The 14,074-nt window shown below is 38.1% G+C and carries 15 protein-coding genes; 13 read left to right on the top strand and 2 right to left on the bottom strand.

What is annotated here, in order from left to right:
• The first annotated feature begins 60 nt into the window (after positions 1 to 60).
• Positions 61 to 1,032 (top strand): YpdA family putative bacillithiol disulfide reductase, encoded by a 972-nt coding sequence (locus ACH6EI_RS02760; RefSeq protein WP_099331263.1) that lies wholly within the window; start codon positions 61 to 63, stop codon positions 1,030 to 1,032.
• 19 nt (positions 1,033 to 1,051) lie between these two features.
• On the opposite strand, the gene ACH6EI_RS02765 is transcribed toward ACH6EI_RS02760, so the two are convergent.
• Complete coding sequence (locus ACH6EI_RS02765; RefSeq protein WP_099331262.1) at positions 1,052 to 2,023, bottom strand: asparaginase; 972 nt, start codon at positions 2,021 to 2,023, stop codon at positions 1,052 to 1,054.
• Between the two features lie 198 nt (positions 2,024 to 2,221).
• Here ACH6EI_RS02765 and prsW point away from each other — a divergent pair, with 198 nt between their 5' ends.
• The 10 genes from prsW (at position 2,222) to ACH6EI_RS02815 (ending at position 11,561) form a co-directional block, all read left to right on the top strand.
• Entirely contained in the window at positions 2,222 to 2,872 is a 651-nt protein-coding gene (gene prsW, locus ACH6EI_RS02770) for a glutamic-type intramembrane protease PrsW (protein ID WP_028411520.1), read from the top strand.
• Between the two features lie 145 nt (positions 2,873 to 3,017).
• Positions 3,018 to 3,950, top strand: coding sequence for a spore cortex-lytic enzyme (sleB, locus tag ACH6EI_RS02775; RefSeq protein ID WP_028411519.1), 933 nt, complete (start codon positions 3,018 to 3,020; stop codon positions 3,948 to 3,950).
• Positions 3,951 to 3,967: 17 nt separating this feature from the next.
• A complete protein-coding gene (gene ypeB / locus ACH6EI_RS02780; RefSeq protein WP_014458333.1) occupies positions 3,968 to 5,317 on the top strand; it encodes a germination protein YpeB in 1,350 nt (449 codons plus the stop codon).
• 153 nt (positions 5,318 to 5,470) lie between these two features.
• Positions 5,471 to 6,136, top strand: a complete 666-nt coding sequence (locus tag ACH6EI_RS02785) for a flagellar brake protein (protein WP_028411518.1) — start codon at positions 5,471 to 5,473, stop codon at positions 6,134 to 6,136.
• A 68-nt stretch (positions 6,137 to 6,204) separates the two neighbouring features.
• On the top strand, positions 6,205 to 6,381 hold the full coding sequence (locus tag ACH6EI_RS02790; protein ID WP_013059030.1) for a YpfB family protein: 177 nt from the start codon (positions 6,205 to 6,207) through the stop codon (positions 6,379 to 6,381).
• A 162-nt stretch (positions 6,382 to 6,543) separates the two neighbouring features.
• On the top strand, positions 6,544 to 7,218 hold the full coding sequence (cmk, locus tag ACH6EI_RS02795; RefSeq protein ID WP_028411517.1) for a (d)CMP kinase: 675 nt from the start codon (positions 6,544 to 6,546) through the stop codon (positions 7,216 to 7,218).
• Positions 7,215 to 7,802, top strand: coding sequence for a lysophospholipid acyltransferase family protein (locus ACH6EI_RS02800; protein WP_033579748.1), 588 nt, complete (start codon positions 7,215 to 7,217; stop codon positions 7,800 to 7,802). Before cmk ends, ACH6EI_RS02800 begins: the two co-directional genes overlap by 4 nt.
• Before the next feature lie 162 nt (positions 7,803 to 7,964).
• Entirely contained in the window at positions 7,965 to 9,101 is a 1,137-nt protein-coding gene (gene rpsA, locus ACH6EI_RS02805) for a 30S ribosomal protein S1 (protein ID WP_028410732.1), read from the top strand.
• Positions 9,102 to 9,117: 16 nt separating this feature from the next.
• Positions 9,118 to 10,167, top strand: a complete 1,050-nt coding sequence (fni, locus tag ACH6EI_RS02810; RefSeq protein WP_099000472.1) for a type 2 isopentenyl-diphosphate Delta-isomerase — start codon at positions 9,118 to 9,120, stop codon at positions 10,165 to 10,167.
• A gap of 179 nt (positions 10,168 to 10,346) precedes the next feature.
• Positions 10,347 to 11,561, top strand: a complete 1,215-nt coding sequence (locus tag ACH6EI_RS02815) for an MFS transporter (RefSeq protein WP_028411514.1) — start codon at positions 10,347 to 10,349, stop codon at positions 11,559 to 11,561.
• Positions 11,562 to 11,591: 30 nt separating this feature from the next.
• Here the strand turns inward: ACH6EI_RS02815 and ACH6EI_RS02820 are convergent, their stop codons facing one another.
• Positions 11,592 to 11,729, bottom strand: coding sequence for a YpzI family protein (locus tag ACH6EI_RS02820; RefSeq protein ID WP_013059024.1), 138 nt, complete (start codon positions 11,727 to 11,729; stop codon positions 11,592 to 11,594).
• Between the two features lie 120 nt (positions 11,730 to 11,849).
• Here ACH6EI_RS02820 and ACH6EI_RS02825 point away from each other — a divergent pair, with 120 nt between their 5' ends.
• A complete protein-coding gene (locus tag ACH6EI_RS02825; protein WP_028411513.1) occupies positions 11,850 to 12,455 on the top strand; it encodes a YphA family membrane protein in 606 nt (201 codons plus the stop codon).
• Between the two features lie 297 nt (positions 12,456 to 12,752).
• Positions 12,753 to 14,063, top strand: coding sequence for a ribosome biogenesis GTPase Der (gene der, locus ACH6EI_RS02830; protein ID WP_028411512.1), 1,311 nt, complete (start codon positions 12,753 to 12,755; stop codon positions 14,061 to 14,063).
• The last annotated feature ends 11 nt before the right edge of the window (positions 14,064 to 14,074 follow it).

The following is a 14,074-nucleotide window of genomic DNA, read 5'->3' on the forward strand; positions in this document are numbered from 1 at the left end:
TTTGTTTTACACTGCGTTAAAATAAAAAAAGGTGCGTTTACAACTGAAGGAGTGACAGGCATGAAGAAAGAAAAAGTAATTATTGTTGGCGGAGGACCATGCGGGCTTTCAGCAGCTATTGAGCTTCAACATACAGGTATTGATGCCCTTGTAATTGAAAAAGGCAATATTGTGAATGCAATTTATAACTATCCGACCCACCAAACGTTTTTTAGTTCAAGTGAAAAACTAGAAATTGGGGATGTCCCTTTTATTACCGAAAATCGTAAGCCTGTGCGCAACCAAGCTCTTGCTTACTACCGAGAAGTGGTGAAGCGCAAGCAAGTTCGAATTCAGCCGTTTGAACGTGTCTTGCAAGTAGACAAACAAGCGGAAAACCAAATTATTGTCACAACATCCAAAGAGACATATGAAGCGGAGAATGTCATTATAGCTACGGGCTATTACGATCATCCTAATTATATGAATGTTCCTGGTGAAGATTTATCAAAGGTATTTCATTATTTCAAAGAAGCGCATCCGTATTTTGATAAAGATGTAGTCGTTATAGGCGGAAAAAACTCTAGCGTCGATGCAGCTCTGGAATTGGTGAAGTGTGATGCAAGGGTGACGGTTATTTATCGTGGCTCAGATTACTCCCCTAGCGTAAAACCTTGGATATTGCCTGAATTTGAAGCGCTGGTTCGAAATGGAACGATTGGGATGCATTTTAACGCTCATGTAACAAAGATAACGGATGAAGCAGTAACATATGAGCAGGAAGGGAAAGAATTTACGATTAGTAACGATTTCGTTTTTGCCATGACTGGCTATCACCCTGATCACTCGTTTTTAACAAAAATGGGTGTGGAATTAGATGATGAAACAGGCCGCCCTTCTTTTAACGAAGAGACGATGGAAACAAACGTGGAAGGAATTTATATCGCTGGTGTGATTGCTGCAGGAAACAATGCTAATGAGATTTTTATTGAAAATGGACGTTTTCATGGGAAATCAATCGCTTCTCATATTATCAACAAAAACAACGCATAGGCTTCTATGCGTTGTTTTACTAATGATTAAATAGCTGCTGCAGCTCATCATGATTCGTTGTTACTTGGAGAGCAACCAACAGTTTAATGCGTGCTTTAGGACCATTTAAGCCATTTGAAAAAATAACGCCCATCTCTTTTAACAGCTTGCCACCGCCTTCATACCCATATACATCTTGAGCAATTCCATTAAAACAGCGAGAAACGAGCACGATGGGTATCTTTCGCTTCAAAAGCAATTGAATTCCTGGAATGGTGAGAGGAGGCAGATTTCCTTGACCGAGGGCTTCAATTATAAGTCCGTCAACATTCATTGAAGCCACTGCTTGAAATAAATGGTCGTCCATTCCTGCATAAGCTTTTAATAAAGTGATTTGTTTATCTATTTGATTAACAGGATAAAATTCATGTTCTGTAGGCATGTGGTGAAAAGATACGCCGCGTTTTGTGATTAATCCTATTGGCCCGTACTGAGGGCTTTGAAATGTCGCCACGTTGCTTGTGTGGGTCTTGGTCACATTTTCAGCGGTATGAATTTCATCGTTCATCACAACTAAGACACCTTTTCCTTTTGCCCCGTCACTAATAGCCACCCGAACCGCAGATATAAAATTATAAGGACCGTCTGAACCGATTTCATTGCTTGATCTCATAGCTCCAGTTAAGACAATTGGAATATCTGTATGCACGGTTAAATCTAAAAAATAAGCGGTTTCTTCCAGCGTGTCCGTGCCGTGGGTTAACACGACTGCATCAATTTTGCCTTCATTAATTTTATCGCGTATTTTTTTTGAAAGTATAAGCATTTCCTTAGGAGTAATATGAGGAGAAGGCAGATGAAATGCTTCTTCTACGATTACATTGGCCATACCTGAAACAGATGATGTTGAGCGGTGAAGCGGGTTTTGAATATCTGGTGCTACCGCTCCAGTTTCCATGTCTTCTTTCATCGAGATTGTGCCGCCGGTGTGAAGAATATAAACAGTTTTCATAGAGAGCTCCTTTCAATTTTTCGTATAAGTATGATACATTTTTTGGTATACTTGTTTAAGGTCTTTGTTAGGCTTTGTAAATCGACAGCAAGTTATGTGAGTATTTACATATAAAGATAAGGACATTATAGACGGAGATTTTCATCCTAAAGATAACATGTTACTATTAAAAAAAATAGAGGAGATGAGGCGCTATTTATGTTGGCGATTGTATCTGCAGGCATTGCGCCAGGATTGGCATTGTTAAGTTTTTTTTATTTGAAAGATGAATATGAAACTGAGCCTATTTCAATGGTATTAAAAACATTTATTTTTGGAGCAATGCTTGTTTTGCCAATTATGTTTATTCAATATGTATTTGGTGAAGAACACGTTTTTCAATCACCTTTTCTTGAAGCATTTTTTACGACAAGCTTTTTAGAAGAATTTTTCAAATGGTTCATTTTATATTTCACGATTTATCAGCATGTGGAATTTGATGAGCATTACGATGGAATTGTTTACGGGGCAGCTGTTTCATTAGGTTTTGCTACCGTTGAAAATATTTTATATTTATTTGCAAATGGTTTAGAATCAGCGCTAGGAAGAGCCATTTTACCCGTATCTAGTCATGCTTTATTCGGCGTCATTATGGGGTATTATTTAGGGAAAGCAAAGTTTTCTGAAGGAAAGGAAAAAACGAAGTGGACGCTGTATTCCGTATTTGCGCCGCTCATTTTACATGGAACATATGATTATATTTTAAAAACAATGGATCATTGGGTATTTATTATTATTCCATTTATGATTTATTTATGGTGGCTGGCATTAAGAAAAGTAAAAAAGGCCAAACAGCCATCGATTGTCTAGGCTCAGCTTGTAAATCTTTTTTGAGAGATTTACGAGCTGAGTTTTTTCATTTCGGTAAATTTTGCGCACCTTGTATAAAAAAACAACCTTTACAAAAAATACTCCTATCATCTTATCAGTTACATACGATGTAGGAGGTTTTGTCATGTTATCATTTCGATGTTTTAAAAAGTATGCATGTCTCATATGCATATGTTCATTTATTGCAGCGTCCGTTGTGAGTCCAAAGGCCGCTCACGCGTTTTCAAATCAAGTCATTCAACACGGAGCAGTTGGAGATGACGTTATTGAGCTGCAGTCGAGACTTCAGTATTTAGGTTATTATAACGGGAAAATTGACGGTGTATTTGGATGGAGCACATACTGGGCACTGCGCAATTTTCAATATGAATTTGGCATTAAAAAGATTGACGGTTTAGCAGGCTGGCAAACAAAGATTAAATTAGCTAACGCAACAAAATATCACGAAAGCTATGTGAAAAATCAAATTAGAAAAGGCAATAAGTTTACGCACTATGGCGGTAAGCCTCTTGATCAGCAGTCTAAAGGAAGCGGTAGCAGTGGAAAAAGCAGCGGGAACAATGGTCAGCAAAAAGCACAAAGCGGATCTTCTCAAGCAAAAAAACCTGCCAGTCAGCCGCAGCGTAATACGTCTAAAGGAAATTCTGAACAACAGAAAGAAAAAGCACAAAAGCCAACAGCGGTGAATGTACCGAGCGGGTTTTCACAAAATGATATTCAGCTCATGGCAAATGCTGTGCATGGTGAAGCACGGGGTGAACCATATAATGGCCAAGTAGCCGTAGCGGCCGTTATTTTAAACCGAGTTAACAGTCCGTCATTTCCAAATACAGTCGCTGGAGTTATTTTTGAACCGCGTGCATTTACTGCCGTAGCAGATGGGCAAATTTGGCTTGAACCCAATCCAACATCTAAAAAAGCGGTTATGGATGCGATTAACGGATGGGATCCTACTGGGAATGCTATTTATTACTTTAATCCGGATACAGCAACAAGCGCATGGATTTGGTCACGTCCTCAAATTAAGCAAATCGGGAAACACATTTTCTGTCGATAAAGAGAGGTGAAGGAAACATGATTCGAACAATTTTAATTGTATTATTAGCTATTGGTGTTGTAGGTGTAGGGTATTGGGGGTACAGCGAACATCAAGAAAAAGATGCTGTGCTGCTTCAAGCGGAGAATACGTATCAACGAGCATTTCATGATTTGTCATATCAGCTAGATTTATTAAATGATAAAATCGGTGGCACGCTTGCCATGAGTTCGAGAGATCAGCTTTCGCCCGCGCTTGCAGAAGTATGGCGTTTAACTTCTGAAGCTCATAACAATGTAGGACAGCTGCCTTTATCGCTTTTACCGTTCAATAAAACAGAAGAGTTTCTTTCAGATGTTGGTGACTTTACGTACAAAGTGGCGGTAAGGGATTTAAGCAAATCTCCCTTAACAGATAAAGAGTATAAAACGTTAAATTCGCTTTATGATCAGTCAGGCGAAATTCAAAATGAAATGCGCCAAGTACAGCATCTAGTCATTGATAATAACTTGCGCTGGATGGATGTTGAGCTAGCTCTAGCCACAAAAGAAAAGCAAGGGGACAATACGATTATTGACGGATTAAAAACCGTTGAAAAAAGTATGGATTCTTTTGCCGAAACAGATTTAGGGGTTATGAATGCAACGAATGAACAGGAAAAAAACGCTTTTCATCAATTAAAAGGTAGAGAAGTTAGTGAAGATGTTGCTAAACAAGTGGCGCGTTCGTTTTTGAATTTAAAAGGAAATGAACAAATTCATATTGTAAAGAGCGGAAAAGATGCCGATTATGAGGTGTACAGCTTAACCATTACAGATCCAAAGACTAAACAAGAGACGTATATGGATATTACCCAAAAAGGTGGATATCCGCTTTGGGTGCTCGAAGATCGAGATATTAAAAAACAAAATATTAGTTTAAACGATGCTATGAACAAAGCGACTAAGTTTTTAAAAGATCATCGTTTTGAAAGCCTAGTGATGGCTGAAAGCGCTCAATACGATAACATGGGAGTCTTTACATTCGTTGAGCAAACGGAAAGTGGAGTTCGGATTTATCCGGATTCAGTTAAAATGAAAATGTCTTTAGAAGATGGATCTGTGATTGGCTTCTCAGCTAAAGACTTCTTATTAAAACATCGTACAAGAGATATTCCAAAACCTAAAATTTCGAAAGAACAGGCAAAAACCAAGCTAAACTCGAATGTAAAAGTGATGGAAGACCGCTTGGCAATTATTACAAATGATTTAAACGAAGAAGTGCTATGCTATGAGTTTTTAGGGACAATTAAAAATGATACGTATCGTATTTTTATCAATGCCGATACGGGTTTTGAAGAGAAAGTCGAAAAACTGCAAAACTCAGAACCTTTATATAATGAAGTGTAAAGCTGAGAAACCGGTGTCTATAGACACCGGTTTTTTGTATTGTATAAGTTTTTTTGAGTCTAAATGACTAATTTTTATTTACAAAATAAATATATTTGACTATGTTTAAATAAAGGGAAAAAGTGTATATAGTGGAACTGAAGGAGAGAGAAGATGATAAAAGCGGGAATGAGGTTGACGTTAGAGAGCGGGCACAGAGAGTCTACCTTACAACAAACGTATCGATGTAAGGTAGTTGAGTTTACGGAAGACGTGATTTATATTAGCTATCCGCTAAATGAAGAAACGCAGCGAAGTGCTTTTTTACTAAAAGGTACAAAATTGCTGGCTACGTTTATTGGATATAATCAAAATGTATATACCTTTCCAACTGAAGTAACAGGACGCGAAATAAAAGGCATGCCTGTAGTAAAGCTCTTTTACCCGGGCGATAAAAAGTTAAAATCTATCCAAAGAAGAAATTTTTTCCGTGTGCCGCTTACAGTGAAGGCGGTGATAAAAAGTGAACAAGAACAGCAGGCCGTAATGGAAATCATGACTAAAAACATCAGTGCAGGTGGAGTAGCCGGCTCCTTCCATCATTCGCTGCTTTTTAATGAGAAAGATTCCGTTGTTGTACGATTAAGTCTTCCTAATCGTGAGGGAACTTTGCAGCATCTTGAATTAAAAGGGGAAGTTGTACGAATTACCGCCCCGACTTCCTGTAAAGTAGGTCAGCTATCTATTAAATTTATGGACATGGAAAAACAAACGAAAGAAATGATGATTCGTTATACCTTAAAGCGTCAGCTCGACCTAAGGAGAAAAGGTCTTCTTTAGCGTATAAAAAAAACTTCTCTTTCCTAAACTGTAAGCAAAGGTATTACTTCTTACAAAAGGAGAAAAAGATGAATCGAATAGAACGAATTTTAATTAAATTAGTGGTTATTCAATTTGTGTTTTTAATAATTGCCCAATGTATTTTACTATCTAGCAGTCACAGTACATATTTCTCAAAGGTCATTCAGTATGAGGGAGTTAGCAAAAATAATTTTAATAAAATTATTGAAACATTCGACCAGTAGTCGGACGTATGGTAGAATAACTAGGAAAGAAACATGCAGTGAACACCAGGCAGGAGAAGACCCCCTGCTCTTTTTTTCGTTTATAAACGTTTCATATAAAATGGCTCATTGTATAAAAGATGAAAGTGGTTTGTTCCTGTTTTGAAATTAAGGGAGGCACTTATGGAAAAACAAATTTCAATCGCGATTGACGGTCCTGCAGCTGCTGGGAAAAGTACAGTGGCAAAGATTATAGCAGAAACCTTATCATATATTTATGTTGATACAGGAGCGATGTATCGTGCTCTAACGTATCAAGCGCAGAAAAACCAGGTGGATTTGCAAAATGAAGAAGAGCTATTGCATTTGCTTAATGAAACAGTAATCGATTTAAAACCGTCTGAATCTGGGCAGGTAGTCATCTTAAATGGACAGAATGTTACAAGTGAAATTCGTTCCGCAGAAGTAACTAACTCTGTATCCATTGTAGCGAAACATCGTGCAGTTCGTGAAGAGATGGTAGCGAGACAGCAGGGCCTTGCTAAAGATGGAGGCGTTGTAATGGATGGACGTGATATCGGTACACACGTGCTTCCTCAGGCAGAAGTTAAAATCTTTTTATTAGCGTCTGTGGATGAAAGAGCACAGCGACGCCATGATGAAAACATAAAAAAAGGTTTTGAATCAAATTTAGAGCGTTTAAAAGAAGAAATTGCCCGCAGAGACAAGCTGGATTCTGAGCGTGAAGTAGCACCTCTTAAAAAAGCTGAAGATGCAATTGAAATCGATACAACTTCCTTATCGATTGAAGGAGTTGTAGAAAAAATACTTTCTATTACAAACGAAAGGATTGGATGATTTTGAGCTTTTATATGTTTGCACGTGGCATTGTAAAAGGTATTTTAACACCAGTTTATCGTTATGAAGTAATCGGTGCAGAAAATATCCCTTCAGAAGGCGGAGTTTTGCTTTGTTCAAATCATATTGACAACTTAGATCCGCCTACGGTAGGTGTGACATGTCCAAGGCCTATTTCGTTTATGGCAAAAGCAGAGCTGTTTAAAGCACCTTTTCTGAAGACGGTTCTGCCAAAGTTAGAAACGTTCCCTGTAAAGCGGGGGATGGCAGATCGTGAAGCTTTGCGCCAAGGGTTAAAGATTTTAAAAGAAGGAAAAGTGCTTGGATTATTTCCAGAAGGAACAAGAAGTAAAGATGGAAAATTAGGAAAAGGAATGGCTGGAGTAGGCTTTTTTGCTTTGCGTTCAAAAGCAGCTGTTGTTCCTTGTGCTGTTATTGGTCCATATAAGCGTTTTGCAAGGTTAAAAGTAGTGTACGGACCGCCAATTCAGATGGATGAACTTCGTGAACGAAAGGCATCAGCCGAGGAAGTAACCGAAGTTATTATGAAAAGCATTGGTGAATTAATTGAAAAATATCAATAGTTTGTAACCTTATGACTTGACAAAAGATTCTATTTATTAGAAGTTAGTAACAAAGAGAGTTTTTTCTATACAGAGCTATATACAATAATGATGAGCTAAAAGAGTGAAGAACTCTTACAAGGGAATACATATTGTAGATGGATATTGGAGGAGGAAAAGACGATGACAGAAGATATGAATCAAGTAGAGGTAACGTCATTAGAAGTAGGAGAAACAGTAAAAGGTACTATTACAAAAGTAGAAGAAAAGCAAGTGTATGTAGATGTGCCTAACAGCAAACTAGACGGTATTATTCCAATTAGTGAATTAGCGAGCTTACATATTGAAAAAGCAGGGGATGTAATCCAAGAAGGTGCCGAAGTCGAAGCGAAAGTAATTAAAGTGGAAGACGATGTGCTTGTGTTATCTAAACGGGCTGTAGATGCTGAAAAAGCATGGGACGGTTTAGAAGCAAAACTTTCTTCAGGTGAAGTGTTTGAAGCGGTAGTCAAAGAAATTGTCAAAGGCGGATTAGTAGTAGATATTGGTGTAAGAGGGTTCATTCCAGCTTCTCTTGTTGAAACTCATTTCGTTGATGATTTCGCAGAATATCAAGATCAAACTCTTACAGTCAAAGTAGTGGAATTAGATAAAGAAAAAAATCGCGTGATCCTTTCGCATCGTGCAGTTGTAGAAGAAGAGCTTGTACAACAAAAAGAAAATGTTCTTGAGTCATTAAAAGAAGGTCAGGTTTTAGAAGGAACCGTTCAGCGCTTAACAGACTTTGGTGCGTTTGTAGATGTAGGCGGAGTAGATGGGCTAGTGCATATCTCTCAGCTTTCACATACGCGTGTAGAAAAGCCTTCAGACGTAGTAGCTGAGGGAGATACTGTGAAAGTCAAAGTATTATCTGTTGACAAATCAACGGGTCGTGTTTCATTATCTATTAAAGATACGTTAGAAGGTCCATGGTCCAACATTTCTACGAAGCTTCGCCAAGGTGATGTAGTAGATGGAACTGTTAAAAGACTTGTATCTTTTGGAGCTTTTGTGGAAGTTCTACCTGGAGTAGAAGGACTTGTACACATTTCTCAAATTTCACATAAGCATATCGGGACACCGCATGAAGTGCTTTCTGAAGGCGAAAAAGTGACGGTAAAAGTACTTGATGTGAATGAACAAGAACGACGCGTTTCGTTAAGCATTCGTGACCTTGAGGAAGAAGAGCAAGAAGATTACGGTGACTATGAATTACAAGAAGAGTCAAAAGGCTTCCAATTAGGTGATATGATTGGGGATCAATTAAAAAAATTAAGATAAGTAATGGTGATGATTTGTGAGCAGAGCAAAACGTAAAATTGATCACATTCATCATGCGATTCAAACGGGACAGCATCGGCTGCACGGGCTAGATGATATTCGCTTCGTTCATAATAGCTTACCAAATACAGGCGTGCACGATGTTCATATTGATACAAAAATTGGCGAACTTTTGTTAAGTTCGCCAATTTTTATAAATGCTATGACGGGTGGAGGCGGACAAGAAACGGAACGGATTAACCGTTCGTTTGCTCAAATTGCTCATCATGGTCAATTAGCAATGGCCGTTGGATCGCAGATGGCTGCGATTAAAGATGAAAAGGAAGAACAATCATACAGAGTAGTGCGTCAAGAAAACCCTAACGGAATTATTTTTGCCAACCTAGGCAGTGAAGCTACAGTTGAACAAGCTAAAAAAGCGGTTGATATGCTTGAAGCAAATGGACTTCAAATTCATTTAAATGTTATACAAGAACTGGTCATGCCAGAGGGAGATCGTGATTTTACCGATGCATTACATCGTATTGAACGAATTGTCCGAGAAGTAACCGTTCCTGTAATTGTCAAAGAAGTAGGTTTTGGGATGAGCGCTCAAGCAGTGCAAAAACTTAAAGATGTTGGTGTTGAAATCGTTGATATTGGTGGGTACGGTGGTACCAATTTTTCGAAAATCGAAAATGAAAGACGAGCAAAACATTTTCACTTCTTTAATGATTGGGGAATTTCCACAGCAGCTTCTTTAGCGGAAGTATCTCAGCACGTAGAAGGTATATCCATTATTGGTTCAGGAGGTATTCAAACCTCTATGGATGTTGCTAAGTCCATTGCGTTAGGAGCTTCTGCAACGGGAATGGCAGGATATTTTCTATCCATTTTAATGAAGTCTGGTTTAGAAGCAGTCGTAGAAGAGATAGCCGAGCTGCATGAGGAGTTAACGTTTATAATGGCTGCATTAGGAGCAACTTCTATTGCTAAGCTTCAGCAAATGCCTCTAGTTATTACAGGGGATACCCATAGCTGGCTGACTCAGCGAAATGTATCTATAGAAACATTTAATAACAGATGATAAAAAAGCAAGCAGTTAACTGCTTGCTTTTTTATTTCCTTAGAAGATGAATGATCGCGTTTTCATTAAAAAAAACAAAAAATATTGGCAGAAGAAGTGACAAAAAGCATGAAATCCCAAACGTTAGCCACTTATAATAAGTTAAATAAACAGAAAAATCAGAAAAAAGAGGTGGCGTAATGAAAAAGGGACATCCTATATTTACAATTTTTCTTTTCTTTTTAGGCTGGGTTTTCATGTATGCAGATCGTAATATTTTATCTCCAGTTATGGGAGATATCGGTGCGCAGTGGGATCTTAATAAAGCTGAACTTGGGCTAATGTCTACCGTATTTTTTGCAGCGTATGCAGCTATGCAGATTCCAACGGGTTTTTTGGCAGATCGATTTGGTCGCGTTAAGATCTTAGTGGCTGGATACATTTTGTTTGGAGTTGCCACATTCTTTACAGGACTTACGACTACTTTCGGTATGTTCTTGCTCATGCGGGCGCTGACAGGACTTGGAGAAGGAACGTATTATGGTTCACAATACGGAATTTCTTCAAGCATCACGTCTGAACGATACCGAGGTCTAGTGTCTGCGCTCATCAATAGTGGAATGGCTTTTGGTATATCGCTTGGTTTTATCGGTTCTACATACATTACATATACGTTAGAAAAAGACTGGCAGTTTACTTTTTACTTATTTGCTATTCCGACTATAGTAATAGCTATTTTAATAGCTTTCTTTGTAAAAGATAAGCAAAGGGATCAAGAAAAAAATTCGCTAAATAAAGAAACAAAGCAGTCGCTAAAAGTATTATTTACAAAAAATCATATTTTCGTATACATTTTAATCTTCTGCTCTCTTTACGGATTTTTTGGGATGCTGACGTGGCTTCCTTATTATTTGCAGCACTCGCGCGGCTTAGAAGGGTCTCAAACAGGCATCATAGCATCTTTAGTACCGTGGGCGTCTATTCCGGGAGCAATCTTCTTTGGTTATATATCGGATCGAATTGCAAATAAAAAAGCATTAATTGTGAGTTTGTCAGTAGCGGGCGCTTTATGTCAATTTTTTATTCCCTATACAGAGAGTTATTCTTGGCTATTAATCGGCTTAATTGTGTACGGTCTGATAGGGAAATTAGCATTAGATCCGATTTTAATTTCGTATATGGCGGATATTACTCCCTCTTCCATGTACTCTAAAGTGTACGGTTTTTTTAACTTCAGCGGCATGCTGTCATCGATCTTTGCACCTTACATTACCGGATATTTTGCAGATAAACTTGGAAGTATGGAATTCGGATTTTATTTGTCAGGAGCACTATTGTTAGTGGGAGGAGTTCTCTTTTTGTTTACAGGAAAGAAAGAACGTTCCTATCCTGTTTCACATCCAGTTTTAAAATAAAAAATGCGCTGACTTAGTCAGCGCATTTTTTTATTTATGCTCATTTAACTCGCGCGCTTCTTCAGGACTTTGCAAGCTAGTTGCTCCCGGATAGTGAAGTCCTTGATCACGGTCAGATTCAACTCGTTTTGATTCCTTTAATTTTTTCTCTTGACGATCTTTTCCCATTTTATATTCCCTCCTTTTTTCTGATAGGTTGTCCAAAATAAGCGGTTCTATTCTAAAACTCCGATTAAGTTTTCCAAAATTGATACATACTGATGACAGATAGGGGAGGTGCCATATTCAGTGGACGGAATTTTCTTTTATTGGCTTTCGTGGATGGGATGGATTGTTGCGACTTTTCTTATGCCCAAAACAGCTAGGCGTTGGAAGGTAGCAGCCATTATATTAATCAGTATACTCCTAAGCGGAATGAACATGCATATGACTCAGTTTTCATGTAGCTACACCGCTTTGTTTTTAGTGGGAGTAGCGTGTGTGTATGCTTCAGGCTACAGCCGATTTCAGCAGTTATATTATGTTATTGTATGCGGCATTATAATAATTGCCTATGCTAGTTTTTGTTTACTTGAGCTCTATGATCCTGTCTGGATTTTTATTGATCGTAAGTGGATTTTGACTGGACTTATCTTATATATTTGCTTTATGGTGGTTAAAGATGCTGAAAAAAGATTCGCAGCAATCATTTTAGGTGTAGTTGGAGGAGACTTTTTATATGCAGTTGTCATTCGGGATATCGCATCTTATGAAATAGGGTCTCTTCGTACACTCGACGTTTTAGCCACAGCAGTAGGAGCGATGTTTATTTGGGAGATGCTGGTTTATTTCTCTGCTTATTTAGATTTGTACGTGCTGAAGTCTCACAGGCAAAAGCAAAGTACTTACAAATAGAAGAAGAGATTTCGTAAAATTATATTGTTGTTACCGGTGATTTTTGATAAAATTGTTTGATTGAAAGAGTAATGCTTATTCAGCGGATAGGCAGTTAATCAGTTCAGTATAAGAAAGAGCTGATAAAAATCCTGCTTTATCGCTTATGATCGATTAGTAGAGGTCATGCCACGCTGCATGGCCTCGATTTTTGAAAAAAGAATGATCTTATTTATTTGTACATGTAGATAAATACCTTTAGTCGATTAAAGACTGGTTGCCGATACATAAAAAAGATCAAGGAAAGGGAAGAATCGTATGCCAAAACCAATTATTGCGATTGTTGGTCGTCCCAACGTAGGAAAATCAACAATTTTCAACCGAATTGTAGGAGAGCGAGTATCTATTGTAGAAGATATTCCGGGTGTAACTCGTGATCGTATCTATAGTTCAGGTGAGTGGCTGAATTTGGACTTTAACATTATTGATACTGGTGGTATTGATATTGGAGATGAGCCATTTTTAGAACAGATCAAACAGCAAGCAGAAATTGCAATTGATGAAGCGGACGTAATCATTTTTCTAGTGAATGGACGCGATGGAATTACTGCAGCTGATGAAGAAGTGGCGAAAATTTTATACAAATCCAAAAAGCCCGTCGTCCTAGCCGTTAATAAAGTAGATAATCCTGAAATGAGAGAATTAATCTATGATTTCTACGCACTAGGATATGGAGAACCGTTCCCAATCTCAGGAACGCATGGTTTAGGTTTAGGTGACCTGCTAGACGAGGCAGCTAAGCACTTTCCAAAAGAAAAAGACGAAGATTACGGAGAAGACGTCATTAAATTTTCATTGATTGGTCGTCCTAACGTAGGGAAATCTTCATTAGTTAATGCTCTTCTAGGTGAAGACCGTGTTATTGTCAGTGATCTTGCCGGCACGACACGCGATGCCATCGATACGAAGTTTACAAAAGAAGATCAAGAATATGTTGTTATTGATACAGCTGGAATGAGAAAGCGTGGAAAAGTGTACGAGAGTACTGAAAAATACAGCGTACTTCGCGCATTAAAGGCAATTGAACGCTCAGACGTTGTCTTAATTGTATTAAATGCTGAAGAGGGTATTATTGAACAAGATAAGAAAATTGCTGGCTATGCACAAGAAGCTGGAAAAGCTGTCGTCATTGTTGTGAACAAATGGGATACAGTAGAAAAAGATGAAAAAACAATGAAAAAATTTGAAGAAAATATACGCGAGCATTTTCAGTTCTTAACATATGCTCCAATTGTATTCCTTTCAGCTAAAACGAAAAAACGTACGCATACCCTATTGCCAATGATTGATCTTGCAAGCGAAAGCCATGCTGTACGTGTAGAAACAAGCATCTTAAACGATGTAATTATGGATGCAGTAGCAATGAACCCTACGCCTACTCACAACGGCAACCGCTTAAAAATCTATTACACAACTCAAGTAGCAATCAAGCCGCCAACTTTTGTTGTGTTTGTAAATGATCCTGAGCTAATGCATTTTTCATATAAACGTTTCTTAGAAAATAAGCTTCGTGAAGCTTTTGGATTCGAAGGAACTCCAATTAAAATTATTGCAAGACCAAGAAAATAACAGAGGATGTG

Origin of the sequence: Priestia sp. JSM ZJ58 (genome assembly GCF_044383985.1) — a bacterium.
Taxonomy (GTDB): domain Bacteria; phylum Bacillota; class Bacilli; order Bacillales; family Bacillaceae_H; genus Priestia; species Priestia zanthoxyli.